At 69.3% G+C, this 25005-nt stretch carries 26 protein-coding genes; 10 read left to right on the top strand and 16 right to left on the bottom strand.

The features are described from left to right. The 4 genes from ACE3O8_RS05045 to cobA all read right to left on the bottom strand — a co-directional run. On the bottom strand, window positions 1-291 hold a 291-nt coding region (locus tag ACE3O8_RS05045; RefSeq protein WP_374387438.1), incomplete at its 3' end, for a DUF934 domain-containing protein. After that, on the bottom strand, window positions 284-1912 hold the full coding sequence (locus ACE3O8_RS05050) for a nitrite/sulfite reductase (RefSeq protein ID WP_374387440.1): 1629 nt from the start codon (window positions 1910-1912) through the stop codon (window positions 284-286). The genes ACE3O8_RS05045 and ACE3O8_RS05050, both read right to left, overlap by 8 nt. Next, the gene (locus ACE3O8_RS05055; protein WP_374387442.1) at window positions 1912-2190 is read right to left on the bottom strand and encodes a DUF2849 domain-containing protein; all 279 of its coding nucleotides are present in this window, start codon (window positions 2188-2190) and stop codon (window positions 1912-1914) included. Before ACE3O8_RS05055 ends, ACE3O8_RS05050 begins: the two co-directional genes overlap by 1 nt. Then, window positions 2184-2963, bottom strand: a complete 780-nt coding sequence (cobA, locus tag ACE3O8_RS05060) for a uroporphyrinogen-III C-methyltransferase (protein WP_374387444.1) — start codon at window positions 2961-2963, stop codon at window positions 2184-2186. Before cobA ends, ACE3O8_RS05055 begins: the two co-directional genes overlap by 7 nt. Window positions 2964-3126: 163 nt before the next feature. On the opposite strand from cobA, the gene ACE3O8_RS05065 reads away from it, so the two are divergent. The 8 genes from ACE3O8_RS05065 to ACE3O8_RS05100 all read left to right on the top strand — a co-directional run bounded on the left by ACE3O8_RS05065 (window position 3127) and on the right by ACE3O8_RS05100 (window position 11603). Then, window positions 3127-5625 (top strand): penicillin-binding protein 1A, encoded by a 2499-nt coding sequence (locus ACE3O8_RS05065; protein WP_374387446.1) that lies wholly within the window; start codon window positions 3127-3129, stop codon window positions 5623-5625. Continuing rightward, on the top strand, window positions 5622-6995 hold the full coding sequence (locus tag ACE3O8_RS05070; RefSeq protein ID WP_374387448.1) for a peptide MFS transporter: 1374 nt from the start codon (window positions 5622-5624) through the stop codon (window positions 6993-6995). Before ACE3O8_RS05065 ends, ACE3O8_RS05070 begins: the two co-directional genes overlap by 4 nt. A gap of 12 nt (window positions 6996-7007) precedes the next feature. Next, window positions 7008-8136 (top strand): peptide chain release factor 2 gene (gene prfB, locus ACE3O8_RS05075; RefSeq protein WP_374387449.1). Its coding sequence is split into 2 segments (ribosomal slippage): window positions 7008-7076 and window positions 7078-8136, totalling 1128 coding nucleotides; the frame shifts between segments, so codons are not numbered across the junction. Then, window positions 8126-8752 carry an SMC-Scp complex subunit ScpB gene (scpB, locus tag ACE3O8_RS05080; RefSeq protein WP_374387451.1) on the top strand — a complete coding sequence of 209 codons (627 nt, stop codon included), beginning with the start codon at window positions 8126-8128 and terminating at the stop codon, window positions 8750-8752. The genes prfB and scpB overlap by 11 nt, the downstream gene beginning before the upstream one ends. Window positions 8753-8797: 45 nt before the next feature. Then, window positions 8798-9031 (top strand): twin-arginine translocase TatA/TatE family subunit, encoded by a 234-nt coding sequence (locus tag ACE3O8_RS05085; protein WP_374387453.1) that lies wholly within the window; start codon window positions 8798-8800, stop codon window positions 9029-9031. A 21-nt stretch (window positions 9032-9052) separates the two neighbouring features. Then, window positions 9053-9376, top strand: coding sequence for a Sec-independent protein translocase protein TatB (gene tatB, locus ACE3O8_RS05090; RefSeq protein WP_374387455.1), 324 nt, complete (start codon window positions 9053-9055; stop codon window positions 9374-9376). Next, window positions 9373-10161, top strand: coding sequence for a twin-arginine translocase subunit TatC (gene tatC / locus ACE3O8_RS05095; RefSeq protein ID WP_374387457.1), 789 nt, complete (start codon window positions 9373-9375; stop codon window positions 10159-10161). Before tatB ends, tatC begins: the two co-directional genes overlap by 4 nt. Beyond that, window positions 10158-11603 (top strand): NAD-dependent succinate-semialdehyde dehydrogenase, encoded by a 1446-nt coding sequence (locus tag ACE3O8_RS05100; protein WP_374387459.1) that lies wholly within the window; start codon window positions 10158-10160, stop codon window positions 11601-11603. Before tatC ends, ACE3O8_RS05100 begins: the two co-directional genes overlap by 4 nt. Before the next feature lie 12 nt (window positions 11604-11615). On the opposite strand, the gene ACE3O8_RS05105 is transcribed toward ACE3O8_RS05100, so the two are convergent. From ACE3O8_RS05105 to ACE3O8_RS05130, 6 genes are read right to left on the bottom strand one after another with little or no spacing between them, the layout of a single operon-like run. Further along, window positions 11616-14000, bottom strand: a complete 2385-nt coding sequence (locus ACE3O8_RS05105) for a sulfatase-like hydrolase/transferase (protein WP_374387461.1) — start codon at window positions 13998-14000, stop codon at window positions 11616-11618. Next, the gene (locus tag ACE3O8_RS05110; RefSeq protein WP_374387463.1) at window positions 13997-14755 is read right to left on the bottom strand and encodes a glutathione S-transferase C-terminal domain-containing protein; all 759 of its coding nucleotides are present in this window, start codon (window positions 14753-14755) and stop codon (window positions 13997-13999) included. Before ACE3O8_RS05110 ends, ACE3O8_RS05105 begins: the two co-directional genes overlap by 4 nt. After that, window positions 14742-15011 (bottom strand): glutathione S-transferase N-terminal domain-containing protein, encoded by a 270-nt coding sequence (locus ACE3O8_RS05115; RefSeq protein ID WP_374387465.1) that lies wholly within the window; start codon window positions 15009-15011, stop codon window positions 14742-14744. Before ACE3O8_RS05115 ends, ACE3O8_RS05110 begins: the two co-directional genes overlap by 14 nt. Then, entirely contained in the window at window positions 14992-16632 is a 1641-nt protein-coding gene (locus ACE3O8_RS05120; RefSeq protein WP_374387467.1) for a sulfatase-like hydrolase/transferase, read from the bottom strand. The genes ACE3O8_RS05115 and ACE3O8_RS05120 overlap by 20 nt, the downstream gene beginning before the upstream one ends. Next, window positions 16629-17696 carry an MBL fold metallo-hydrolase gene (locus ACE3O8_RS05125; RefSeq protein WP_374387469.1) on the bottom strand — a complete coding sequence of 356 codons (1068 nt, stop codon included), beginning with the start codon at window positions 17694-17696 and terminating at the stop codon, window positions 16629-16631. The genes ACE3O8_RS05120 and ACE3O8_RS05125 overlap by 4 nt, the downstream gene beginning before the upstream one ends. Then, window positions 17693-18949: a DsbA family protein gene (locus tag ACE3O8_RS05130; protein ID WP_374387471.1), complete on the bottom strand. Its 1257-nt coding sequence runs from the start codon at window positions 18947-18949 to the stop codon at window positions 17693-17695. Before ACE3O8_RS05130 ends, ACE3O8_RS05125 begins: the two co-directional genes overlap by 4 nt. 157 nt (window positions 18950-19106) lie before the next feature. Between ACE3O8_RS05130 and ACE3O8_RS05135 the strand changes: the two genes are divergently transcribed. Further along, window positions 19107-19691, top strand: a complete 585-nt coding sequence (locus ACE3O8_RS05135; protein WP_374387472.1) for a TetR/AcrR family transcriptional regulator — start codon at window positions 19107-19109, stop codon at window positions 19689-19691. Here the strand turns inward: ACE3O8_RS05135 and ACE3O8_RS05140 are convergent. The 6 genes from ACE3O8_RS05140 to rsmI form a co-directional block, all read right to left on the bottom strand. Then, entirely contained in the window at window positions 19674-20291 is a 618-nt protein-coding gene (locus ACE3O8_RS05140; RefSeq protein WP_374387474.1) for a hypothetical protein, read from the bottom strand. The two genes, ACE3O8_RS05135 and ACE3O8_RS05140, sit on opposite strands and share 18 nt — an antisense overlap. A gap of 62 nt (window positions 20292-20353) precedes the next feature. After that, window positions 20354-20971 carry a DedA family protein gene (locus ACE3O8_RS05145; protein ID WP_374387476.1) on the bottom strand — a complete coding sequence of 206 codons (618 nt, stop codon included), beginning with the start codon at window positions 20969-20971 and terminating at the stop codon, window positions 20354-20356. Beyond that, window positions 20968-21939, bottom strand: a complete 972-nt coding sequence (gshB, locus tag ACE3O8_RS05150; protein WP_374387478.1) for a glutathione synthase — start codon at window positions 21937-21939, stop codon at window positions 20968-20970. The genes ACE3O8_RS05145 and gshB overlap by 4 nt, the downstream gene beginning before the upstream one ends. 42 nt (window positions 21940-21981) lie before the next feature. Next, entirely contained in the window at window positions 21982-22770 is a 789-nt protein-coding gene (locus tag ACE3O8_RS05155) for a transglutaminase family protein (RefSeq protein ID WP_374387480.1), read from the bottom strand. Between the two features lie 27 nt (window positions 22771-22797). Continuing rightward, window positions 22798-23136, bottom strand: coding sequence for a YraN family protein (locus ACE3O8_RS05160; RefSeq protein WP_374387482.1), 339 nt, complete (start codon window positions 23134-23136; stop codon window positions 22798-22800). Further along, window positions 23133-24008 (bottom strand): 16S rRNA (cytidine(1402)-2'-O)-methyltransferase, encoded by an 876-nt coding sequence (gene rsmI / locus ACE3O8_RS05165; RefSeq protein WP_374387484.1) that lies wholly within the window; start codon window positions 24006-24008, stop codon window positions 23133-23135. Before rsmI ends, ACE3O8_RS05160 begins: the two co-directional genes overlap by 4 nt. Here rsmI and ACE3O8_RS05170 point away from each other — a divergent pair. After that, the coding region (locus tag ACE3O8_RS05170) for a penicillin-binding protein activator (RefSeq protein WP_374387487.1) at window positions 24007-25005 on the top strand (999 nt) is incomplete at its 3' end. The two genes, rsmI and ACE3O8_RS05170, sit on opposite strands and share 2 nt — an antisense overlap.

Below are 25005 nucleotides of genomic sequence, written 5' to 3' on the forward strand. Positions count from 1 at the left end.
GCCGTCGATCGGCCGGTCCGCCGCAACCGAGGAAAAGCCCGCGCGCTTCAGATAGACCAGCTGATCCACCGTCAGGTCGCCGATCGCGCGGATGTCGCCGGTGAAGCCCGCCTCGCGCAGGATCCGGGCCGAGGAATAGGCCCGGCCGTCGCGCCATTTGGGGAAGGCAAGGCCGATCACCTTGTGATTGCCCAGCCCCCCATGGGCGCGGACATCCTCCTCCGGCGCCAGCACGACATCGGGGTCCGCCGCAGGCAGGGCGCGGGCGTCGATCGCGATGGGATCAGCCATAGACGGCTTCCTTGAAAGGCGCCGCGCCGAGGCGGCGGTAGGTGTCCAGGAATCGCTCGCCCGGCTCCCGCCGGTCGAGATAGGCGCCCGTCAGCCGGTCCACGGCGGATACGATCCCGGCCTCGTCGAAGCCGGGGCCCAGGATCTGGGCAAGGCTCGTGTCCTCCGCCCCGGATCCGCCAAGAAGCAGCTGGTAATTCTCCACGCCCTTCCGGTCCACGCCCAGGATGCCGATGTGCCCGGCATGGTGGTGGCCGCAGGCGTTGATGCAGCCCGAGATCTTGATCTTCAGCTCCCCCAGTTCCGCCTCGCGCGGGGCAAGGGTGCGGGCGATCTCCTGCGCCACCGGGATCGAACGGGCATTCGCCAGCGTGCAGTAATCCAGCCCCGGGCAGGCGATGATGTCGGTCGCCAGGTCCAGGTTGGCGTCGGCAAAGCCGATGCGGCGCAGTTCGGTCCAGATGGCCTTCAGATCGGCCTTGCGCACATGCGGCAGCACCAGGTTCTGCGCATGGGTCACCCGGATCTCGTCAAAGCTGTAGCGTTCGGCCAGATCGGCGATCGCCTCCATCTGCTCGGCAGAGGCGTCGCCGGGGATCTCGCCCACCGGCTTCAGCGAGATGTTGACGATGGCATGGCCGGGCGCCTTGTGGGCGGCCACCTGCCGGTCCACCCAGCGCGCAAAGTCCGGATCGGTCCGGTCGATGTCGTCGGGCAGTCCGGTCTCGAAGGCGGGCGGCTGGAAGAAGGCGCGGATGCGCGCCACCTCGGCGTCCGGCGCATCGATACCCAGCGTCTTCACCTGCGCATGTTCGGCTTCCACCTGCCGGGCGAACTCGGCCGCCCCCAGCTCGCTCACCAGGATCTTGATGCGCGCCTTGTAGATGTTGTCCCGCCGGCCATAGCGGTTGTACACCCGCAGGATCGCCTCGTTATAGCTCAGATAGTCGGCCAGCGGCAGGAACTCGCGGATCACCGGCGCGATGATGGGCGTGCGGCCCATGCCGCCCCCCACATGCACGCGGAAGCCCTGCTCCCCGGCCGCGTTGCGCACCAGCTGCAGCCCGATGTCGTGCAGCTTCAGCGCCGCCCGGTCCTCGTCAGAGGCGATGACGGCGATCTTGAACTTGCGCGGCAGATAGCTGAATTCCGGGTGGAAGCTCGACCATTGGCGCAGCAGTTCGGCCCAGATCCGCGGGTCGTCCACCTCGCCGGCGGCCGCGCCTGCATATTGGTCGGAACTGATGTTGCGGATGCAGTTGCCGCTGGTCTGGATGGCATGCATCTCCACCGTCGCCAGCTCGGCCAGGATGTCGGGCGCATCCTCCAGCCAGATCCAGTTGTACTGCAGGTTCTGCCGCGTGGTGAAATGGGCATAGCCCCGGTCATAGCGGCGCGCGATATGCGCCAGCTTGCGCAGCTGCGCCGACGACAGCGTGCCATAGGGAATGGCGACGCGCAGCATATAGGCGTGCAGCTGGAGATAGAGGCCGTTCTTCAGCCGCAGCGGCTTGAAATGATCCTCGTCCAGCTCGCCGGCCAGGCGGCGCTGCACCTGGTCGCGGAATTCGTCGACGCGCGCATCGACGACCGCCTGGTCGATTTCGTCATAGCGGTACATCAGTTCCAGTCCTGTCCTTCCCGCGCCAGATCGGCGCGGACGGTGGGGCCATAGCTGCGGATGCGTTCGCGGATCTTCACGGGGCGCCAGCGCCCGTCCGCCCGGTCGGCGTCGATCAGCGCCAGGTCGCTCACCCGCTCGTCCTTTGCTTCGCGGGCGATGATCGCTTCGCCGTCCTCCACCGCCACGGCGTCGTCGATGGAAAGGCTCCAGCCCTCGCCCGCCCACCACAGCACATCGCCGCGCAGCAGTTCATTGCCCGTCAGCAGCTTCACCACGGCACATACTCCTGAAGTTCGCGCACGGCATCGCGGGCCATCACATCTTCGGCATCCGCCAGCGCGGCGACCCGGCCGACGACCAGCACGGCGGGGCTGCGAACGGCCTCGCGCGCAACCACATCGCCCAGTTCCGCCAGCAGCGTGCGGATGGCGCGGGCGCCGGGCAGGGTGCCGCGCTCCAGCACGGCCACGGGCATGTCGGGCGAAACCCCGTCCGCGATCAGCTTGTCTGCAATGCGCGAGGCGGTGGTGACGCCCATATAGATCACCAGCGTGCGTCCCGGCCCGGCCAGCCCGCGCCAGTCCTGCTCCTTCAGCCCCTGGCAGGTGCCCGCCACAAAGCTCACGGCGCTCGCCAGCGCGCGGTGCGTCAGCGGCAGGCCGGCTTCCGCCGCGCAGCCGTTGGCGGCCGAAATGCCCGGCACGACGCCGCATGCGATCCCGGCGGCGCGCGCGGCCTCCAGCTCCTCGCCGCCACGTCCGAACACGAACGGGTCGCCGCCCTTCAGTCGCACCACCATGCGGCCCTCGCGAACCAGCCGCACCAGCAGGGCGTTGATCTCCTGCTGCGGCATGGAATGCCGGTCGCGCCGCTTCTCCACCGAGATCAGCTCGGCGTCTGCCCGCGCCAGCGCGAAGATGCCGTCGCCCACCAGCCCGTCATGCACCAGCACATCGGCCCCGGCGATCAGCCGGGCGGCCTTCAGCGTCAGCAGGTCCGGATCGCCCGGCCCCGCGCCCACCAGCCACAATTCACCAATCTGTTCCATGGCCCGGCTGATGCGCCCGAAGCGCCCGCCGGGCCAGAAGCGAAAGCTTGGGCCCCGTGAAGCCCGGCTTTCAGTGGGCGCCGCCCGTCCGCCCGCCGCATTCGCGCGGGGCAGCCCCTCAGATGGGCTGTGCGAAGCCTGCGGCCCGCGCTAAAGGCGGGTCATGGATGCCGCAAACCCCGAGGCCGGCGCCCCCACCCCCGGCCTGTTCGCACGCGCCCGGGCCTTCGTGGGGCGGCTGCCCAGAAAGACCCTCATTCTCCTCGGCGGCCTGCTGGCGCTGGGCCTGCTGGGCCTGTTCCTCATCTGGCTTCTGGTCGGCCGGGGCCTGCCCGATGCGGCCAGCCTTGCCAATTACCAGTCGCCGCTGCCAACCACCCTGCGCAGCAGCGATGGCACGCCTTTCCACAGCTTCACCCGCGAACGGCGCATCTATCTGCCCTATGCCGAAATCCCGCCGGTCGTGGTGCAGGCCGTCACCTCCGCCGAAGACAAGACCTTCTTCGAACATTCGGGCCTCGATTACGCCGGCATCCTCACCGCCGTCTGGACGAACATCCAGTCCCTGGGCAGTGACAAGCGGCCCGTGGGCGCCTCCACCATCACCCAGCAGGTCGCGAAGAACCTGCTGCTCAACAATGATGTCACGATCGCCCGCAAGGTGCGCGAGGCCCTGTTGGCAAAGCGGATCGAACAGCAGTTCACCAAGGAACAGATCCTCGAACTCTATCTGAACGAGGTGTTCCTGGGCCGGAACGCCTATGGGATCGAGGCCGCCGCGCAAAGCTGGTTCGGCAAGCCCGCCGCCGAACTGCGCGCCGAAGAGGCCGCTTTCCTCGCCGGCCTGCTGAAGGCCCCGTCCAACTACAACCCGCGCACCAACTATGCCCGCGCGCTGGAACGCCGCAACTATGTGCTGGGCGAAATGGCCAACAACGGCTTCCTCACCCAGGCGCAGGCCGGGGCGCTGAAGGCCTCCCCGATCGAGACGACGACGGGCGGTGTCGCAAACCGGCAGGCCGCCGTGGGCGGCTATTTCATCGAGGAAGTCCGCCGCCAGCTGATCGAGAAATTCGGCGAGGATGCCGAAGACGGGCCGAACAGCGTCTATGCCGGCGGACTCTGGGTGCGCACCACCATCGATCCGGTGATCCAGGCAGCGGCCGAAAAGGCGCTGCGCAACGGGCTGCTCCGCTATGATTCGGGTCGCGCCTGGCGCGGGCCCCCGGCCACGATCGAACTGGGCGATGGCTGGGAAGGCCGGCTGCGCACGGCCCCCGTCGGCGCCGGCGTGCCGGACTGGCGGATCGCGGTCGTGCTCGCCAAGGATGGCTCGGGCATGACGCTGGGCTTCTCCGACGGCACGAAGGGCCGGATGGCGAACGGAGACGCGATGCGCGCCCGCAACGGCAGCCCGGCCTGGCAACTGCTGAAGCCGGGTGACGTGATCCCCGTCGCCCGGATCGCGGGCAATGCCTATGGCCTGCGCCAGATCCCCGAGGTTTCGGGCGCCATGGTGGTGCAGGAACCGCAGACCGGCCGGGTGCTCGCCATGGTGGGCGGCTTCGACGTGAAGGGCTCCAGCTTCAACCGTGCCACGCAGGCCCAGCGGCAGCCCGGCTCCAGCTTCAAGCCCTTCGTCTATGCGGCCGGCCTCGACAACGGGATGACGCCCGCCTCCATCGTCTCCGACGCGCCCTATTGCGTCTATCAGTCGCGCAGCCTCGGCACCAAATGCTTCCGCAACTTCTCCGGCGGCTATGCCGGCGCGCAGACGATGCGCTGGGGCCTCGAACAGTCGCGCAACCTGATGACGATCCGCATCGCCTACAACAGCGGCATGGACAATGTGGTGAAGCTGGCGAAGGACCTCGGCATCGGGAGCTACCAGCCGGTTCTCGCCATCGCGCTGGGCGCGGGCGAAACCACGCCCATGAAGCTCGTGAACGCCTATTCGATGCTGATGAACAACGGCAAGGCGGTGGAGCCGCTCCTGTTCGACATGGTGCAGGACAGGAACGGCAAGCTGCTGTTTCGCGCCGATCCGCGCCCCTGCGAAGGCTGCCTCGCGGCCCGCTGGCAGGGGCAGGCCATGCCCCGCCCGCGCGACACGCGGCGTCAGGTGATGGACGCCCGCACCGCCTATCAGGTGACCCACATGATGGAAGGCGTCGTCCAGCGCGGCACCGCCACTGTCCTGCGGTCACTCGAGGTGCCGATCGCCGGCAAGACCGGCACGACGACAGGCCCCAAGGATGTCTGGTTCGTGGGCGGCACGCCCACCATGGTGGCCGGTCTCTATATCGGGCACGACAAGCCGCGGAACCTCGGCGGCCTCCAGGGCGGCACCTTCGCTGCCCCCATCTGGCGGCAATTCTACACCGAGGCCTTCAAGGACAATCCGCAGGAACCCATGCCCTTCATCGCCCCGGCTGGCATCCGCATGGTGCGCGTGGATCGCCGTTCGGGCCGCCGCGTCTATGGCGCCTGGCCGTCGATGGACCCGAAATCGGCCGTCATCTGGGAAGCCTTCAAGGCCGACAGCGAACCGCGCCGCATCTATCGCACCGCGGATGACCTGAAGGCGCTGCAACCGGTGCAGCCCAAGGCCCGCGTCAAATCCGACAGCGACTTCCTCCGGCAGCAAGGCGGAATCTATTGAGCACGACCGACACGCCCGGCCGCGATGACCGCGCCTTCCTCGGCCACCCCAAAGGCCTCGGCTACCTGTCGTTCGCCGAAGCGTTCGAGCGCTTTTCCTACTATGGGATGCAGGCGCTCCTCGTGCTCTACATGGTCAAGTATCTGCTGCTGCCGGGCAATTTCGAACGGGTCTGGGGCCTCGGCGCGCTGCAGGGGATGCTGGGCGGGCTCGAAGGCCAGCCGCTCGCCAGCGGCATCTTCGGTCTCTACACCAGCCTCGTCTATCTCACCCCCATCGCGGGCGGCCTGATTGCGGATCGCTGGCTGGGTCGGCGGCGCACCGTTCTCGCGGGCGCCATCACCATGGCAGTCGGCCACTTCCTGATGGCGTTCGAACCCGCCTTCCTGCTGGCGCTGCTCTGCCTCATCGTCGGCACCGGCCTGTTCAAGGGCAATATCGCCAGCCAGGTGGGCGGGCTCTACGGGGCAGAGGACAACCGCCGGGCGGATGCGTTCCAGATCTTCTATCTGGGGATCAACGCGGGCGTGATCGCCTCGCCGCTGATCGTGGGCACGCTGGGCGAAAAGGTCGGCTGGCACTGGGGCTTCGGCGCGGCCGGGGTGGGCATGCTGATCGGCCTTGCCATCTATGTGGCGGGGCAAAGGCACCTGCCGGCGGATCCGGCGCTGGCGCGGGGCGCCCGCCAAAAGGTGAAGCTGACGCCCGCCGAATGGAAGCAGACCTTCGGCCTGCTGGCGCTGATCCCCGTGCTGGCACTGGCGATCATCCCCAACAACCAGATCTTCAACGCCTATCTCGTCTGGGGCGATTCCAGCTTCAACCTGATGATGGGCGGCACCCGCCTGCCCACCACATGGCTCGTCACGCTGGACGCCATCGTCTCCGTCTCCTTCCTTGCCGGCGTGGCGCTGTTCTGGCGCTGGTGGGGCAAGTCCCGCCGCGAGCCTGACGAACTGGGCAAGATCCTGATCGGCAGCGCCTTCACCACGGCGGGCATGCTGGTGCTGGCGCTGGCCGCGGCGACACAGGGCGAGGGGAAGATCGGCCTCGCGCTGCCGGTGCTGTTCCATGTGCTGAACTCGATCGGCTTCGCGCACATCATGCCGGTCACGCTGGCGCTGTTCGCGCGTGTCGCGCCCGCCCCGCTCAACGCCACCGTCATCGGGCTCTATTATCTCGCCTTTTCCGCCGGGAACTGGCTGGTGGGGCGGATCGGCGGGCTGCTGTCCACCATGGCGCCGGTGCAGTTCTGGCTGCTGCACGCGGGAATCGCGGCGGCGGCGGGCGCGGGCTTCCTGCTGTTCCGGCTGCTGCTGTGGAACCGCACGAACGGAAAGCACTTGCCCCAGGCGGCCCCCGCCCCCTAAACGGCCGCCATCATGCGTGCAGAAGCCCAGAACCACATCGACAAGATCGAGCAGGCGCTTGCCCTGCTGAGGAGGTTTCTTTGACTGGGATCGCGCCCTTCAACGGCTCGACCAGCTGAACCACCGCGCGGAGGATCCCGCGCTCTGGAACGATCCGAAAGCCGCCCAGGACCTCATGCGCGAACGGCGCAAGCTGGACGAGGCGATCACCGCCACCAGGAAGATCGAATCCGATCTGCAGGGCACGGTCGAGCTGATCGAGCTTGCCGAAATGGAGGGCGACGAGGCGCTGGCCGACGAAGGCGTGAAGGCGCTGGCCGAGCTGGCCGCCAAGGCCGAGCATGACAAGGTGGAAGCCCTCCTGTCCGGAGAGGCCGACGGCCTCAACGCCTTCATCGAAATCAATTCCGGCGCCGGCGGCACCGAAAGCCAGGACTGGGCCGAAATGCTGCAGCGCATGTACATGCGCTGGGGCGAACGGCGCGGCTTCAAGGTGGAGCTGATCGACTACAACGCCGGGGAACAGGCGGGCATCAAGTCCGCGACGATGCTGCTGAAGGGCGAAGGCGCGTTCGGCTGGGCCAAGACCGAATCGGGCGTGCACCGGCTGGTGCGGATCAGCCCCTATGATTCCTCTGCCCGGCGGCACACCAGCTTTTCCAGCGTCTGGGTCTATCCGGAAATCGACGATTCGATCGAGATCGACATCAAGGAATCGGATTGCCGGATCGATACCTACCGGGCGTCCGGCGCGGGCGGCCAGCATATCAACACCACCGATTCGGCGGTGCGCATCACCCACATGCCGTCGGGCATCGTGGTGTCGTGCCAGACGGAACGTTCCCAGCACAAGAACCGGGCCACCGCCTGGAAGATGCTGCGCGCGCGGCTGTACGAGGCGGAACTCGCCCGGCGGGAGGCCGAGGCGAACGCCGTCAACGCCACCAAGTCCGAGATCGGCTGGGGCCACCAGATCCGCTCCTATGTGCTTCAGCCCTATCAGCTGGTGAAGGATCTGCGCACCGGCGTCACCAGCACCTCGCCGGGCGACGTGCTGGACGGCGAACTGGATCCCTTCATGGCGGCCGCTCTCAGCCAGCGGGTCACGGGCGAAAAGGCCGACGTCGAAGATGTCGACTGAGGCGGATGCCGCCGATCCGTCCGGCTATGCCCGCCGGGTGGAAGCCGTGCTGTTCGCCGCCGCAGAGCCGCTGACCCCCGCCGACATCCGCACCTATGCGGGCGAAGGTGATCTGGGCGGCGCCATCGAGCAGCTTGTGGCCGATTACGGCCCGCGCGGGGTGAACCTGGTGCAGCGCGGCGGCCGCTGGCTGTTCCAGACCGCGCCCGATTGCGCGCATGTGCTGGAACGCGCGCGCGAAGTGCCGAAGAAACTGGGCCGTGCTGCGCAGGAAGCACTGGCGATCATCGCTTATCACGAGCCGGTGACACGCGCCGAGATCGAGGAGATCCGGGGCGTGCAGACGGCGCGCGGCACGCTGGACACGCTGATGGAGGCGGGCTTCATCCGCCCGGCGGGCCGCCGCGAAACGCCGGGGCGGCCGATGCAATATGCCACGACGCCGGCCTTCCTGGCGCATTTCGGGCTGGAAACGCGGCGCGATCTGCCGGGCCTTGCCGAACTGAAGGCGGCCGGGCTTCTCGAACCGCTCCCCGATCCGATCGAAGGCGATTCCCCGGGGGCGGGCGACGAAGGCGAAGGCGCCGCACTGGCGCCGGATGGATCGAACGACTAGATTGAGTGAACAGCGCCCCTCAGGGCGTGACCAGGAGTTGAAACCATGGGCAGCATGAGCATCTGGCACTGGGTCATCGTGGCCCTTGTTGTCATGCTTCTCTTCGGACGGGGCCGCATTTCCGAAATGATGGGCGACCTCGCGAAGGGCATCAAGAGCTTCAAGAAGGGCCTCGCGGACGAGGAGACGCCGGCCGCGCCCGCGCCGCCCGCCGCACAGGTGACGCAGCAGACCGGCGCGCCGCAGGCGCAACCCGCGCAGGATCAGGCGCCCCGCTGAGGCGCCTGACCGGCTTTTCCCATGTTCGAGATCGGCGGAACCGAACTTCTTCTCGTGGCGATCGTCGCGCTGCTGGTGATCGGGCCGAAGGATCTGCCCAACGCGCTGCGCACGCTCGGCCGCTACACCGGCAAGGCCCGCGCCATGACGCGCCACCTGCGCGCCGGCTTCGACGAGATGATGCGGCAGGCCGAGATGGAGGAAATGGAAAAGCAGTGGGCAGAGCATAACCGCCGGATCATGGCGGAAACGCCCGCCGCAGATACGCCGGCGGCCGCAGCATCTGCCGCCGAACCCGCGCCGCCCGCCGCCGAAATTCCGCCTGCGGACCGCCCGCTGCCATGATCCCCGACATCGACGACAGCAAGGCCCCGCTGATCGATCACCTGATCGAGCTTCGCACGCGCCTGCTCTGGTCGGTCGCCGCCATCCTCGCCGCCTTCTTCCTCTGCTTCGCCTTCGCGGAACAGATCTTCGCCCTGCTGGTGCGCCCGCTGGCCGCCGCCGGGCAGGACAGGGTGATCTTCACCCAGGTGTTCGAGGCTTTCTTCGTGAAGGTGCGCGTCGCCTTCTTCGGCGCGCTGATGCTCAGCTTCCCCGTCGTCGCCACCCAGATGTGGCGCTTCGTGGCGCCGGGCCTCTACCGCAAGGAAAAGGCAGCGCTGCTGCCCTTCCTCGGCGCCACGCCCTTCCTGTTCGTCGCCGGCGCCTGCTTCGCCTATTTCCTCGCGATCCCCACCGCGCTCAAATTCCTGCTCGGCTTCCAGGGCGACCTCGGCAACAGCGGCGTCAGCCAGGAGGCGCTGCCGTCGGTCGGCCAGTATCTCTCCTTCATCATGCAGTTCCTGTTCGCCTTCGGGGTCGCCTTCCTGCTGCCCGTGCTGCTGGTTCTCCTGAACCGGGCGGGCATCGTCACGCGCGAACAGCTGGTGGGCTTCCGCCGCTATTTCATCGTCGTCGCCTTCGTGATCGCGGCAATCTTCACCCCGCCGGATGTCGTCTCGCAGCTGCTCCTCGCGGTGCCGCTCGTCATCCTCTACGAACTCAGCCTCATCGCCATCCGCTTCACGGACCGGCCGAAAGACAGCGCCGAGACCCTGCCGGCCACCACGGAAAAGCCCGCCGAATGACGCTCGCCCTTGCCCGCCCCGATCTCCTGCGCGGCGCGAACCTGATCGCCGGCCGCTGGATCGAAGGCACGGCCGACGGCATCGCCGTCACCAACCCGGCAACCGGCGAAACGCTCGCGCATGTGCCGAACCTGGGCCGCGCCGAAGCAGCCGAGGCGATTGCCGCGGCCGCCGCCGCCATGCCCGCCTGGGCCGCGCTCACGGCAAAGGCACGCAGCCTCGTCCTGCGCCGCTGGTTCGATCTGATCCTCGCCAACCAGGAGGATCTGGCCAGAATCATGACGGCGGAGCAAGGCAAGCCCATCGGTGAAAGCCGGGGCGAAATCGCCTATGCCGCCAGCTTCATCGAATGGTTCGCCGAGGAAGGAAAGCGCGCCTACGGAGACGTGATTCCGCCGCACGCGGCAGACAGGCGCATCCTGGTGCTGAAACAGCCCGTGGGCGTGGCCGCCGCCATCACGCCCTGGAATTTCCCCGCCGCCATGATCACCCGCAAGGCTGGCCCGGCGCTCGCGGCCGGCTGCCCGATGATCGTGAAGCCCGCCAGCGCCACCCCGCTGTCGGCCGTGGCGCTCGCCGTCCTCGCGGTGGAAGCCGGGCTGGATCCGCGCCTCCTCTCCGTCATCACCGGCAGCGCGTCGGCCATCGCGGCGGAATTCACCTCGAACCCCACCGTCCGCAAGCTCAGCTTCACCGGCAGCACGGAAATCGGCAAGCAGCTCTATGCCGCCGCCGCGCAGCATGTGCAGAAGATCAGCCTGGAACTGGGCGGCAACGCCCCCTTCATCGTGCTGGATGATGCCGATCTCGATGCGGCGGTCGAAGGCGCAATCGCCTCCAAGTTCCGCAACGCCGGGCAGACCTGCGTCTGCGCCAACCGCATCTATGCCCAGGCCGGCATCCACGACGCCTTCGTCGCCCGGCTCGCGGAACGGGTGCAGGCGCTGAAGATCGGCGACGGCGCCGCGCCCGGCACCGATATCGGCCCCATGATCGACATGGCCGCCGTGGAAAAGACGGAAGAACATATCGCCGATGCCGTCGCCAGGGGCGCAACGCTGCTGACAGGCGGCGAACGCCGGGGCGGCACCTTCCTCAGCCCCGCCCTTCTCACCGGCGTCACGGCAGACATGGCCGTCGCCACGGAAGAAACCTTCGGCCCGCTCGCCCCCGTCTTCCGCTTCGAAACCGATGCCGATGTGATCGCCGCCGCCAACGCCACCGAATATGGGCTGGCCGCCTATTTCTACGGCCAGAATCTCGGCCGCGTCTTCCGCCTCGCCGAAGCGCTGGAATATGGCATGGTCGGCATCAACACCGGTATCCTCAGCACCGAGGTCGCCCCCTTCGGCGGCGTCAAGGAATCCGGCATCGGCCGCGAAGGCTCGAAATACGGCCTCGACGAGTATCTGGAGACGAAATACCTCTGCATCGGCCTGTAACCGGCCCGCCCGTCACACCCGCAGCGCCATCGCGTTCAGGAAGCGCATCGTCTCCAGCGGGCTCAGCGCCGAATTGTCCACCTCGATCCGCACCCGGCCGATCCGCCCGGCAAAGGGGAAGGGCGCCTCATAGGCGGGCGACACCCTGTTCCCCAGGTCCGCGCCCACCGAAAAGCCGTCATAGCTCGTGGAAAACAGCGCATGCGTCAGCGCCGTCTCCGCCCGCTTCGCCCCGTTCACGAACAGCGCGCCCGTCCCCACGAAGGGGCGGCTCTTCATCGTCTGCACATAGCGCAGTTCCGCCTTGCCCTTCGGCACCGGCCCGCCGTCGATCACCACCCGCCAGGGCAGCAGCGACTGCTCATAGAACAGCCGCCCGCCCTTCACATACAGGGTATAGCCCGCCGGCTGGCTCCCGTGCGCCAGCAGCACGCCGTCGCCCTCCACCACGCAATCCACGATGATCTCGTGCGGCAGCCCGCAGCAAACGGGCGCCATCTCGCGCGACAGCCGCTCGATAGGCGGCCGCAGGTCCCAGCTGGGGCGGATGCCGCGCGCCTGCCGGTCCTGCACCATGCGGATCACCATCTGCCGGTCGTCCAGCGGGAACACGCCATAGGCCTCGGCCGCCGCACGCCATTTGTCCGCCAGTTCCGTCACCTTTTCGGGCATCCGCGCCGCCAAATTGTCCAGCTCGTTGGGGTCCTTCGAAAGGTCGTAAAGCTCCCACTGGTCCTCTGCGAACGGGCGGCCCCGCTCGTGCCGCGCCACCAGCCGGAACGGCGCCGCATAAAAGGCCCGGTGCCCCCCCAGTTCGAAATATTGCTCGGTGCGGGTCGGCGCGCTCACCCCTTTGAAGGTGGCGGCGATGGATTTCCCCTGCACCGGCTTCAGCTGCACGCCCCGCCGCGCCGCGGGGGCCGCCACGCCCGTCACCTCCAGGATCGTGGGCATCAGGTCGATCACATGCACGAACTGCTGCCGCACCGCGCCCGCGTCCGGCTGCCCCTTGGGCCAGCTGACGATCAGCGGATCGGCCACGCCCCCCAGGTGGGTGAACTGCTTGTACAGCCGGTATGGCGTGTTCGATGCGTTGGTCCAGCCGATGGGATAGTGGGGAAAGGTCGGGTCCTCGCCCATCACGCCGATCAGCTTTTCGGCCTCCGCCACCGGCACCGGCCGCCCGAAGGCGGCGGCGAACACATTGGGCGTGCCCGTCTCGGTGCCTTCCGCCGATCCGCCATTGTCGGAAAACAGCAGCACCATCGTGTTGTCGGCGATCCCCAGGTCGTCCAGCCGCTGCATCAGCCGGCCGACATTGGCGTCCAGGTTCGCCAGCATCGCGGCATAGACTTCCATATAGCGGGCATACAACGCCTTCTCCCCGGCGCTCAGCCCGTCCCACGGCTTCGCGCTGGCGGAAAGGGTCGGCAGCTTCGTGTGCTGCGGCACGATCCCCAGCGCCTTCTGCTTCTGAAGCCGCGCGGCGCGGATGGCGTCCCACCCCTTGTCATACTGCCCCTTGAAACGGTCGCGCTCCGCCCCGCGCACCTGCAGCGGCGAATGCACGCCCGGAAAGGCCATCTGCAGGAAAAAGGGCCGCTCCGGGTCCAGCGCCTTCTGCGTGCCCATCCAGCCGATGGCGCGATCGGCCAGATCGTCCATCACATAATAGTCATCGCTGCGCGGCGGCTCCACCGGGGCCACCCCGTCGAACAGCTCGGATGGATGGAAGAAATCCGTCGAATGCCCCTGGAACCAATAGGCCCGCTCGAACCCCCGGTTCGTCGGCCAGTTGTGATACGGCCCGTTCGCGCCGGTCGAATGGCCGGAATTCACATGCCATTTGCCCACCAGCATGGTGTTCCAGCCGGCGTCGCCCAGGATCTCGGCAACGGTCGCGGCCTCATGCGTCAGGTCCCCGCGATAGCCGGGATAGCCTGCGTCCACGTCCGCCAGCCAGCCCATCCCGGCCGAATGATGGTTCAGCCCCGTCAGGAAGGCCGCGCGCGTCGGGCTGCACATCGCCGTGGTGCGGAAATTGGCATAGCGCAGGCCCCGCGCCGCCAGCGCATCGATGTGGGGCGTCGGGATCTCCGATCCGAAACAGCCCAGGTCGGCAAAGCCCACATCGTCCAGGATGATGGCGATCACATTGGGCGCGCCCGCCTTCCAGGCATGCTTCGTCACATCGATCGGCCGGCTGTCCTGAAAGCTTTCGGCGATCTCGGCCGGCCCGTCCGCCACGGCGGCGGGCGTGATGAACTGCTTCGCCCGCTTCTCCACGGCCCGCGCGCCCACGGCCGCCGCGCCCGCCACGCCCGCGCCCACCGCGCCGCCCACCAGCAGCGATCGCCGGTCCAGTCCCTTGCGGGCGTTGTCGGGCTCATCCGTCATCCGCGTCCCTCCAGATAATGCAGGCAATCCGTGGCCGACAGCCGCCCCAGGATGTCCGCCGCACAGTCCGGCTCCAGCGCGGCAAAGGCGGCGCGAAGCGCGGCCAGGCACTTCGCCTGATAGCGGAAGGGCGGCTGCACGAATTCATGGCCCATCGCCTCGAACCGCACCTCGGCGGCGCCCGCCTCCAGGGCGGCGGCATTGGCCACCAGGAACGGCAGGTAAACTTCCCCGATCACCTTCAGGATGGCGTCCACCACGGGCCGGCCCGGTCCCCACTCGCCCTCCACGCCCGACAGGTCCTCCACATGCGCCAGCCAGCGCATCGCCATCGGATAGTCGGCGCGCAGCATCGCGGCGGGCGTCGGGTCGGTCGCCAACTGGGAAAGCTGGCCGTAAAGGGCAAACTCCGCCTCGCTCGGCCGGCTTCCGAACAGGAAGGGCGTCTCCGGCGTGTGCGTGTCCAGCGCCGCCAGCACGGCGCGGGTGCTGGCCTCGATCAGCGGGAAATTCGCCGCCGTGCAGCCCACCAGCGGCATCCGCCCCACCTGCCGCTCGCGGAAGGCGGCGGCCATCTGCTGCTGCGCCAGCCGCCCCGCGCCGGGGAAGGCGTCGAACATCAGCCATTCGCTCATCTGCCGCTGGTCGGCCTCGAACAGCCAGCGGTATCCGAACATGGCCTTGGTCAGCCACTCGTCCGCGAAATCCTCGATCAGGAAGGCCAGGAAGGCCAGGCAATCGTCATTGTGGATCACGCTGCGGTCGGCGTGGCGCCTCCAGTTCGCGCGTCAGCGCCGTCGAATCATTGGCGACCCGGCCATCGGGAAACTGCAGCAAAGGGATCACCGGCGCCTTCACCTGCGCGAACAGCTGCGTCCGCTCTCCATGGTCCTGCACCCAGGCAAAGGGGATGCGCCGGTATCGCATCAGCGCCCGCATCTTCATGGAATAGGGGGAACCGAGCGCCCCGCGCAGCCGGTAAAGCCCAGCCTCAGTTGGCCCAATAGACATAGTCCTGCCCTTCCTTCCAGGGCGCATCCAGCGTCACGTCGATGCGCACCGGCCCTTCCAGCAGGGCCGGCCACAGCGGTTTTGGCATGGCGGCGGCCTGCGCGTCGATCCGCGCGCGCAATTCCGCCACCTTTTCCGGCATCGCGGCGGAAAGATCGCGCTGCTCGGTCGGGTCGTCGGCCAGATTGTGCAGCCACACCCGGTCGGGCCGGGCAGACACCTGCAACTTCCAGTCGCCGTCGCGCACCACCCGGTAATCGCCGGATCGCCAGAACAGCGTGCGGGCCGGGATCGGCGCACCCGTCGTCAGCTGCGGCAGCAGGTTCCGGCTGTCGATCACCCGGTCGGCCGGCACGGCGGCGTTCGCGGCGGCGGCAGCGGTGGCGAACAGATCCAGATGGCTCCCCACGCCCTCCACCCGTGTGCCGGCCGCGATGCGCGCGGGCCAGCGCGCGAACAGCGGCGCCCGGATGCCGCCTTCGAAGAAGGTCGCCTTCCAGCCGCGATAGGGCCGGTTCAGGCCGGGCATCCCCACATACCAGGCGCCGCCATTGTCCGATGTGAACAGGATCAGCGTGTTGTCCGCCAGCCCCTCGGCCTCCAGCTTCGCCTGCACCGTCGCCACCGATCGGTCCAGCGCCACGATCATCGCGGCATAGACCCGGTCGCGATGGTCGGGGATATGGCCCAGCCGGTCGTAATCGGCCTTCAGCGCCTGCAACGGCGTGTGCGGCGCGGTATGCGCCAGATACAGGAAGAAGGGCCGGTTCCGGTTGGCGTGGATCGCCTTCACCGCCTGATCGGTGAAGTAATCCGTCATGTAACGGTCGGGCGCGAAATGCCTGCCGCCGTTCCAGCGCACCGCGCTCGGCAGGTTCGCCCACAGGAAGCGGTCGATCGGATCCCAGGGCAGTTTCGCATTCACCACGTCGGGCGAATCCGCGGGCAGGAACTTCGCCCCGCCCGCCAGCACCGCCAGCGATTCGTCAAACCCCTGATTTTCCGGCCGCACCCCGTCCGCCTCGCCCAGATGCCATTTGCCGATGTGCAGCGTGCGGTATCCGGCGGCCTTCAGCACTTCGGGCAGCATCACCTCCGATGGCGGCACGCCCATCTCGGCATAGGGCATGATCCCGTCCACCCGGTCGGCATGGAAGATCGCCTTGTGCGGCCCCACCCCGTCGCCATGCGCCAGGTTCTTGGCGAAGATCGGCGGCACGGCGGTGAATTCGAATCCAAAGCGGGTCGGGTAGCGCCCCGTCATCATCGCCGCGCGCGAAGGCGAACAGGTGGCGTTCGCGGCATAGAAAGCGGGCACGCTCGCCCCTTCGCGCATCAGCCGGTCGATGGCGGGCGTCGGCACCAGCCCGCCCCCGAATGCGGAGATATCGTTGATCCCAAGGTCGTCGGCCACGATCAGCACGATATTGGGTGGGCGCTGCCCGGCCGGAACGAGGGCCTCACTCGGGCCTTCCGCCCATGTCACCGGCTGGTTGGGCTGCACCGGGTTGGTCACCCGCGCGATCAGGCCGGGGGTATAATACCAGTAACGCTGCCACCCGGCATAGGCCGCCACGCCCAGCGCCGTCGCCGCGCCCAGCAGGATCCAGCGCTTCTTCATCCCCGTCCTCCCAGCCGTGTCCGTGTCATTCCACCGGCGGCGGGCAGGCTCACAAGGTCGCGGTCGTCCGCGATCCACAGCTCGCCGTCGAACCGCCCGCGCGCATCCCCCAGGAACGCGGCCTCCAGCCCCGGCACCCGCAACGGCGGCACGATGTGCGTCAGCGCCAGCGCCTTCACCCCGGCCGCCGCCGAGATCTCCGCCGCCTGCTCCGGCGTGGTGTGATAATCCTCGATGTCGGCCAGGATCTTCGCAAGGCCCGCGTTCCCGGCCGCCTTCGCCGCCGCACCGGGCACCCGCGTCAGCCGCGGCTGCAACGCTTCGTGAACCAGCAGGTCGCACCCCTTCGCCGCCGCCGTCAGCGCGGGCGAGGGCAGGGTGTCGCCCGAAACCAGCAGGCACCGCCCCTTGTAATCGAAGCGATAGGCGACTGCCGGTGTCACCGGCCGGTGATCAACCGGTATGGCCGTCACCTTCAGCCCGCCGTCGTTCAGCACCACGCCCCCCGTCGGCGCAAAGGCGCGCGGCGAAAAGCCGAACCCCGAGGGCGGCACCACGGCTGCCCCATGATGCGCCGTCCGATAGGTCGAATCCTGCCGATAGGCCGCGCTCAGTCCCGCCGCCACTTCGCCCACCCCCACCGGCCCCTGCAGGATCAGCGGCGCGGTCGCGGCCGATCCCACCCAGCGCTGCAACGCCAGCGGCGCCAGCCCGTCGATATGGTCGGAATGAAAATGCGTCAGCAGCACCCGCTCGATCCGCCCGGCGGGCAGCCCCATCAGCGCAAGGTTGCGCGCCGCGCCTTCGCCCGCATCCACGATGATCAGCCGCTTGCCCGCGATCACCGCCAGGCACGGCCCGGCCCGCGCCGGATCGGGCATCGGGCTCCCGGTGCCGCAGAAGCCCGCATGCAGCCCGTCGGGCAGGCCGGCCATGGTGTCGGCGGCAACCGCCCGCGCCGCCCCCCGCTCATAAACCGCCATCGCGATCCGCTCGCGCAGGGCATAGCCCAGCACGCCCGCCGCCAGCAGCAGCAACGCCAGTCCGCCCAGCCAGCGCTTCATTCCGCTTCTCCCGCAATCGCTGAAAGATCCCGCTCCACCGCCCACAGCCGGTCCTGCCCCCACTGCGCCGGGCGGTCGCCCACGCGAAAGCTCGGCACCCCCCACAGCCCGGCGTCGAACATCTCCGCGCGATTGGCCTCCGCCACCGCGCGCCAGCCCTCGTCGGCCAGCGCCGTCCGCACGTCCGCCTCCGTCAGCCCGGCCCGCGCCGCGAGCATCAGCAGCCCGGCATCGGTGGTCGCGTCCACGGCTTCGGCAAAGGCCCCGGCCAGGAAACTTTCGGCAAAGTCCGGCCCCCGCCCCAGCGCAATCGCCCGGTGCAGCACAGCCAGCCCGCGCTCCACGCCCGCGCCCACGGGGTCGCAGATCCGCCCAAAGCCGATCCCCAGCCGCTCCGCCTCGCGCCTGGTGTCGCGCACGATATACATCCGCTTCTCCAGCGGCACCGGCAGCCCGCGCATCACCATCGGCAGCACGGGGCGCAGCACCAGCCGCGCATTCCACCGATCCGCCAGCGCCCGCACCCGCCCCGCCGCCAGATGGGTATAGGGGCTGCGGAAACTCAGGAAGAAATGCACCTCCGCGCCGCGCGCGTCGCCCCGCAGCTCACCGGCCTCCAGCTGCCGCACAACGGCCGCACCGCGCCGCATCTCCGCCAACCGCGCCTCCAGATGCGGCAGACGGTCCACCCCCCAGTAACATTCGCCCTCGAACGCGAACACGCCCGGCAGATAATGCCCGGCCTTCGCCAGCGCCGCGGCCCCTTCCGCCAGCGCCGCCACCCGGTCGCCGCCGCCGGAAACCGCCCGCCCGGTCCACAGCGCATCACCCACCTCCCGCGCCCGGTCCGCAAAGGCCAGCGGGTCGTCGATGCCGGCCAGCGCGGCCTCCGCCCCCACAACCGCTGCGGCATCGGGCGCCACGGCATCATCGGGAAAGCTGAGCCCATGCGCCCGCGCCAGCTGCGCCGCATCTCGCAGGCCCCAGCCCAGCAGCCGCCCGGGCTCCGGCGCGGCGGCCTGCGAAGGCGCGGGCACCAGGTGCGGCACGATCCGCAGCGGATAGGCCGCCGCCAGCGCCGGCAGCAGTTGCGCCGCCAGGTGCGACCAGGGATCGCCCGCGCCATGGAAATAGTGCAGCGTCGGCGTCGCGCCCATCAGACGCCGCCCCGCCGCATGCAGCCGCCGCCGCCCGTCACGCAGCCAGGCGCTGGTGACGATGCCGCTGATGCCGCCTTCAAGCCGCCCTCGCACGGCCCGGCCGATCGCAAATCCTGTGCAGCTCCACAAAACCTCCCCGGGATTGTGCTGGGCGCTCTTTTATGGCACTCCAAGGGCCAATAGTGGCACGCCGGCGCGCCCCGGTCAACAGGGGCTCGACGGCACAGGCAAGGGCAGGCAAGAGGCCGCGATGAAATCCGATCCCCAGGAAAAGGACGGCCGCCGCCGCCGGTCCGCCAGCAGCCGCCGCCGCATCGTGGAGGCGATGCTGGAACTGGTCCGCGCCGGGCAGGTCACCCCCAGCGCGGATGATGTCGCCGCCCGCGCAGGCGTCGGCCGCCGCACCGTCTTCCGCCTCTTTTCCGATATGGAGGGGGTCTATACCGAAATGCAGGCGATCATGCGTGCCCATGTCGCCCCCGTCCGCGCCATGCCACTGGCCGGTGACAGCGCCGCGCAAAGGCTCCACGCCCTCATCGACCGCCGCATCCTCTTCTTCGAGGAGGTGATGCACGTCACCGTCGCCGCCGGGATCCACCGCCACCGCTCCCCCCAGCTGCAGTCCGATCACGCCGCCATCCAGCAAGAGCTGCGCAGCATTCTCCTCGACGTTCTCGGTCATGATCCCGCCCCCGATCCCGCCACGGTCGAGGCATTGGACGCGATCCTCAGCATCGATATGTGGCGCCGCCTCCGGCTGGAACAGGGGCAGGATGCAGCCGCTGCCGGCGCCCTTCTGCACCGGATGGCGGCCGCGCTATTTCAGGGCGAGTGAGGCCAGCGCCGCCAGCAGCGCCAGCAGCAACCCCACCCACAGGCGCGGCCCCGCGAACAGCTTCAGCACCGGCTGCGTCGGAAAGGAAAAGGTCTCGCGCGTGCCCAGCGCCTTATAGGCATGCACCGGCCCGAACGAAGGGTCGGCCGCCAGCGCCAGCAGGTCGCGCCGGCTGCGGTATCGCATGAACCCCACGATGGACCAGCCGGGGTCCGGCTGCACATCGCCCCAGGCGTCCACATAAGGCCCCACCTTGCGCGCCACGATGGCCGGATGCCCGCCGCGCAGCACCAGCCGCCGGATGAAGTACCGGCTGTAATGATCCAGCATCGCGCGGCCCGGCACCGGCTCGCCCGTTTCCGGATGCGCCACCAGCCCCGGCGTCGCCTTCACCAGGTTCAGCATCACGAACTCGCGCCCGTCGTCGGCCTCCAGGAAGGCGCGGAACTGCGCCCGGTCCGTGCCCCCGCTGCCGCCCCGCGCGGCGATCGCCGCCATCCCGGCCTCGATCTCGGCCGCCGTCAGCGGCCCGCGCCAGCCGTCATACCACAGCCTGAACAGCAGGTAGGCCGCCAGCGCCGCCGCAAAAGGCCACCACATCCCAAACCTCCTCCCGGTGTTTTGGCACCCAGAGTATCGTTAGTTTGCGGCCTTGCAAAGGCTCAGCCTGTCTTCTTCTTCTTCTTCCAGCGGTTCCACATGATCACGCGATACAGGTAAACCGCGAAGCAGCCCAGGATCACCGCCGTCGAAAGCGGGCCCAGGATGCGGTCCACCTCCGCGAAGTTCCGCCCCAGGAAATAGCCCGCCAGCGCCAGCCCCATCGTCCAGATGAAGGTGCCCAGCGTCGAAAAGATCAGGAAGGTGCGCGCATTCATCCGCACCAGCCCGGCCGGCACCGAAATCAGCGAACGGATGGTGGGAATGATCCGCCCCACGCCCACCAGCCCCGCGCCATAGCGGTCGAACAGCGCCCGCCCCCGCGCGATCTCGTCCTCGTCCATGGTGAACACCCGGCCATAGCGCACCAGAAAGCCCTCGAACCGGTCCAGCCCCAGCTTCCACGCAAGCACGAACCAGAAGATGTTGCCCGCCATCGCCCCGGCCGTGCCCGCCAGGATCACGCCCAGGATCGATCCGCCCTGCTGCGCCGCATGCACGCCCGCCAGCGGCATGATCACTTCCGAAGGAATGGGCGGAAACACCGTCTCCACGAACATCAGGAAGGCGACGGCCAGCGTCCCCCAATTCTCGATCAGCTGGCCGATCCAGTCGTTCATCGCGCGGCCCTGATCGCCGCCACCCGGTCCCAGAACAGGCCCGGCGTGTTGCTGCCGTTGAACCGGTCGATCGCCACCACCCCGGTGGGCGACGTCACGTTGATCTCCGTCAGCCGCCCGGCGATCACGTCGATCCCCACGAAGATCAACCCGCGCGCCTTCAGGTCCGGGCCCAGCCGGGCGCAGATCGCCTGCTCCTCCGGCGTCAGTTCGGTGGCATGGGCGCTGCCGCCCGCCGCCAGGTTCGATCGGATCTCGCCCTGCTTGGGCAGCCGGTTGATGGCGCCCGCCGCCTCCCCGTCGATCAGCATGATACGCTTGTCGCCCTTGGACACATCGGGAAGGAAGGCCTGCACCATGAAGGGCTCGCGCCACACCTGCCCGAACAGCTCCACCAGCGCGGGCAGGTTGGAATCGCCCCCCGGCACATGGAACACGGCGGAACCGGCATTGCCGTACAGCGGCTTCACCACGATCTCGCCATGCTTCGCCCGGAACGCCTGCGCCGCCGCCAGCGACCGCGTCACCAGCGTCGGCGGCATCAGGTCGGCATAGTTCAGAACGAACAGCTTCTCCGGCGCGTTCCGCACGCTCGCGGGGTCGTTCACCACCATCACGCCCGCCGCCTGCGCCCGCTCCAGCAGGTGGGTGGCGGTGATATAGGCCATGTCGAAGGGCGGGTCCTGCCGCATCAGCACGACGTCGATGTCCTGGCCCAGGTCCAGCTGCTGCGGCTCGTCCAGCCAGCGGTAATGCGCCTCGCCCGGCGCTGCGGGCCGCTTCACCTCAACCGCGCGTGCGGTGGCGACAACCCGGCCTTCCACCCAGTCCAGCTGGTCGGGCAGATAATGCCACAGCCGGAACCCGCGCGCCTGCGCCTCCAGCATCAGGGCAAAGCTCGAATCGCCCGCCACATTGATTCCGTCCAGCGCGTCCATCTGGACGGCGATGCGCATGCCCCGTGCCATGCGCTGCTGATAAGGGGAGATGGCCCGAAGCGAAAGGCCCGTTCAGCGGGTCAGCGCCTCATAGGCCTGCCGGATGCGGTTCTTCAGGTCGGGATCCAGCGTCGTTTCCCGCATCGCCGCCAGGCTCCGCCGCGCCGCCGCCGTGTCGCCGGATCCCTGCTCCAGCCGGGCGCGCTCCCACCACAGCTGCGGCATCGCGGGCGCAATCAGCGTCAGCCGCCGGTAAAGCGTCAGCGCGCGGGTGTCGTCGCCCGCGGCCCGGGCGCGCCCCGCCTGGTTCATCACCAGCCGCACCAGCGTCTCCCGGTTGCCCAGCAGCGCCGCGTCGCCCGCACGCAGCGGCCGCCCCATCGCCAGCGTGGTGGGCAGTCCCGCCAGCTCGGCCGGCTCCAGCAGCCGCCCGCCGGCGAAGGCGTCGATCAGCACCAGATGCTCGCTGCCTTCCACCGCCACCACCACATGGCCCGGCAGCCCCATCACCCGCGCTTCCCAGCCGGCGCGCCGCGCCGTCGCCACATACAGGATGGCCAGCGCCACCGGCAGCCCGCGCCGCCGCGCCAGCACCGAAAGCATGTCGGCGTTGCGCGGCGAATCATAGTCTTCCCGGTCGCCGGTGAAGCCTTCCGTCCCCGCCAGCAGGTCGGCCAGCGCCTGCGCCCGCCCGGTGGCGGTGGGCAGCGAAGCCGGCAGCTGGTCGCCCAGCCCCCGCACATACGTCAGCGAAGGCCCCAGGTCCGCCCGGGTGCGGTCAGCGGCGGCCAGGTGAAGCGCGGCCTCGTCGATGCGGATCTCTGCATCGTCCTGGCACCCGATGGCGGCAAGCGCGTCCATGGCCCGGCTCCTCCCGCAGCTATGCTGCTACAATCCCGCAATATGCCTTGGCCAGCGCCCGGGCGCCAGAGCGATCAGATCCACCCGCCCGCTCACGTTCGGCCCGGCTTCCGCCGCCAGTTGCCGGGCCGCCGCGCGCAGCCGGTCCGCGGCCATCGGCGTCACCGCCAGCGTCGCTGCCTCCAGCGTCGCGCGCCGCTTCACCTCCACCACCGCCAGCATCGTCCCGCGCCGCGCCACCAGGTCCACTTCGATCATCGGCATGCGCCGCCGCCGCGCCACGATGCGCCAGCCCTTCGCCATCAGCAGCCAGGCGGCCATCCGCTCGGCCTGCCGCCCCCGCCGTTCGGCCGCCTGCCGGCTCATGCGGACTTCAGCGCCATCGCGCGGGCATAGACATCGCCGCGCGGCAGCCCCAGCGCGGCGGCCACGCTCGCCGCCGCCTTGCCCGGCGGCATCGTCCGCAGCGCGGTGCGCAACGCCTCGTCCAGCGCATCGGCCGCCACCACCTCGCCGGCTGGCGGCCCCACCAGCAGCACGATCTCGCCCTTGGGTTCCTGCCCCGCATAGCGCGCCGCCAGCTCGGGCAACGGGCCGGCCACCAGCTCCTCGTGCCGCTTGGTCAGTTCGCGCGCCACCGCCGCCTCGCGCCCGCCCAGCGCCGCCGCCAGCGCCGCCAGCGAAGCCGCCAGCCGCGGCCCGGTTTCATAGAAGATCAGCGTCGCGGGAATCCCCGCCACTGCAGAAATCGCTTTCTCCCGCGCCACCGCCTTCGCCGGCAGGAAACCCGCGAACAGGAATCGGTCTGATGGCAGGCCGCTGATCGAAAGGGCGGTGATCGCGGCCGAAGGCCCCGGCGCCGTCGTCACGGCGATGCCCCGCGCCCGCGCCGCGCGCACCAGCGAATAGCCGGGGTCCGAAATCAGCGGGGTTCCCGCGTCGGACACCAGCGCCACCGATTCGCGCGCCGCCCGGTCCAGCAGCCGCGCCTCCACGTCCGGCCCGGAATGCTCATGATAGGGCAGCATCGGCCGCCCGCTTCCGGCCGCGCGCAGCAGCTTCGCCGTCACCCGCGTGTCCTCGCAGGCCACCACATCCGCCGCGCGAAGGATGCGGGCTGCCCTTGGCGACAGGTCCTCGAGGTTGCCGATCGGCCCCGCCACGATATAGAGCCCGGGCGTCAGCCGGTCTTCGGGCGGTTCGGCCATGGGTTCATCATCAGGCGGAGCATCACGCATGCAGGCAATCTGGGCGAGAGCGGGCAATGCGGCAAGCTGGCCGCGCATCACGGCCACCGGCGCGGTGGTCACCCTCTCGGTGCTGGCGGCCTGCGCGCCCCGGCAGAAGGCCCCCGTCGCCCCCGTCGCCCCCGCGCCCGCCGAAAAGCCCGTCGCGGTGAAACCGGGCGAGGTGCATCGCATCGCGATTCTCGTGCCGCTCACCGGCCCCAATGCGCCTGTCGGCATCAGCCTCGCGAACGCCGCCACGCTCGCCCTCGTCGATACCGGCAAGCAGGGCATCCGCCTCACCAGCTACGACACCGCCGCCCTCGGCGCCGGAGGCGCCGCCAGCCGCGCGCTGGCGGATGGTGCCCAGCTCATCCTCGGTCCGCTCCTCGCATCGGATGCCGCAGCCGTGAAGGCCGCCGCAGACGCGAAGGGCATCACCATGCTCAGCTTCTCCAACGATGCCGCCATCGCCGGCGGCCGGCTCTATGTGCTGGGCTTCCAGCCGGCCCAGTCCGTCAGCCGCGTGGTGGACTATGCCGCCAGCCGCGGCACCAAGCGATTCGCCGCGCTGGTGCCGGACGGCGTCTATGGCCAGCGCACGTCTGTCGCCTTCACCCGCGCCGTCAGCGCCAGCAGCGGCCAGGTCGTCGCCCTCACCAGCTTCGCCCGCACGCCGGCTGCGCTGCCCGCAGCCGCGCGCAAGGTCACCGATTATGATGCCCGGCTGAAGCAGGCCAGCAGCACCACGGCGGCGAAGCGCCCCGATGGCACCATCGCGCCCGCCACCCGCACCACGCCGCCGGTCGCCTTCGAAGCCCTGCTTGTCGCCGATTCGGGCGCCATCGCCGCCGCCTTCTCGCCCCATCTCGCGAAATTCGGCGCACAACCGGGCAGCTATCTGATGATGGGCACCGAACTGTGGAACACCGAACCCGGCCTCGGCGCCTCCCCCGCGCTGCGCGGGGCGGTGTTCGCCGCCGTGCCGGATCAGCGCTTCCAGTCGATG

Origin of the sequence: Sandaracinobacter sp. (assembly GCF_041909755.1) — a bacterium.
Taxonomy (GTDB): Bacteria; Pseudomonadota; Alphaproteobacteria; order Sphingomonadales; family Sphingomonadaceae; genus Sandaracinobacteroides.

Excerpts from the sequence above, each read along its gene's own strand:
- ACE3O8_RS05050 (WP_374387440.1), bottom strand. The coding sequence starts at position 1,912 with ATGTACCGCTATGACGAAATCGACCAGGCGGTCGTCGATGCGCGCGTC.
- cobA (WP_374387444.1), bottom strand. The coding sequence starts at position 2,963 with ATGGAACAGATTGGTGAATTGTGGCTGGTGGGCGCGGGGCCGGGCGAT.
- ACE3O8_RS05065 (WP_374387446.1), top strand. The coding sequence starts at position 3,127 with ATGGATGCCGCAAACCCCGAGGCCGGCGCCCCCACCCCCGGCCTGTTC.
- scpB (WP_374387451.1), top strand. The coding sequence starts at position 8,126 with ATGTCGACTGAGGCGGATGCCGCCGATCCGTCCGGCTATGCCCGCCGG.
- ACE3O8_RS05085 (WP_374387453.1), top strand. The coding sequence starts at position 8,798 with ATGGGCAGCATGAGCATCTGGCACTGGGTCATCGTGGCCCTTGTTGTC.
- tatB (WP_374387455.1), top strand. The coding sequence starts at position 9,053 with ATGTTCGAGATCGGCGGAACCGAACTTCTTCTCGTGGCGATCGTCGCG.
- tatC (WP_374387457.1), top strand. The coding sequence starts at position 9,373 with ATGATCCCCGACATCGACGACAGCAAGGCCCCGCTGATCGATCACCTG.
- ACE3O8_RS05100 (WP_374387459.1), top strand. The coding sequence starts at position 10,158 with ATGACGCTCGCCCTTGCCCGCCCCGATCTCCTGCGCGGCGCGAACCTG.
- ACE3O8_RS05105 (WP_374387461.1), bottom strand. The coding sequence starts at position 14,000 with ATGACGGATGAGCCCGACAACGCCCGCAAGGGACTGGACCGGCGATCG.
- ACE3O8_RS05115 (WP_374387465.1), bottom strand. The coding sequence starts at position 15,011 with ATGTCTATTGGGCCAACTGAGGCTGGGCTTTACCGGCTGCGCGGGGCG.
- ACE3O8_RS05120 (WP_374387467.1), bottom strand. The coding sequence starts at position 16,632 with ATGAAGAAGCGCTGGATCCTGCTGGGCGCGGCGACGGCGCTGGGCGTG.
- ACE3O8_RS05125 (WP_374387469.1), bottom strand. The coding sequence starts at position 17,696 with ATGAAGCGCTGGCTGGGCGGACTGGCGTTGCTGCTGCTGGCGGCGGGC.
- ACE3O8_RS05135 (WP_374387472.1), top strand. The coding sequence starts at position 19,107 with ATGAAATCCGATCCCCAGGAAAAGGACGGCCGCCGCCGCCGGTCCGCC.
- ACE3O8_RS05140 (WP_374387474.1), bottom strand. The coding sequence starts at position 20,291 with ATGTGGTGGCCTTTTGCGGCGGCGCTGGCGGCCTACCTGCTGTTCAGG.
- ACE3O8_RS05145 (WP_374387476.1), bottom strand. The coding sequence starts at position 20,971 with ATGAACGACTGGATCGGCCAGCTGATCGAGAATTGGGGGACGCTGGCC.
- gshB (WP_374387478.1), bottom strand. The coding sequence starts at position 21,939 with ATGGCACGGGGCATGCGCATCGCCGTCCAGATGGACGCGCTGGACGGA.
- ACE3O8_RS05155 (WP_374387480.1), bottom strand. The coding sequence starts at position 22,770 with ATGGACGCGCTTGCCGCCATCGGGTGCCAGGACGATGCAGAGATCCGC.
- ACE3O8_RS05160 (WP_374387482.1), bottom strand. The coding sequence starts at position 23,136 with ATGAGCCGGCAGGCGGCCGAACGGCGGGGGCGGCAGGCCGAGCGGATG.
- rsmI (WP_374387484.1), bottom strand. The coding sequence starts at position 24,008 with ATGCGTGATGCTCCGCCTGATGATGAACCCATGGCCGAACCGCCCGAA.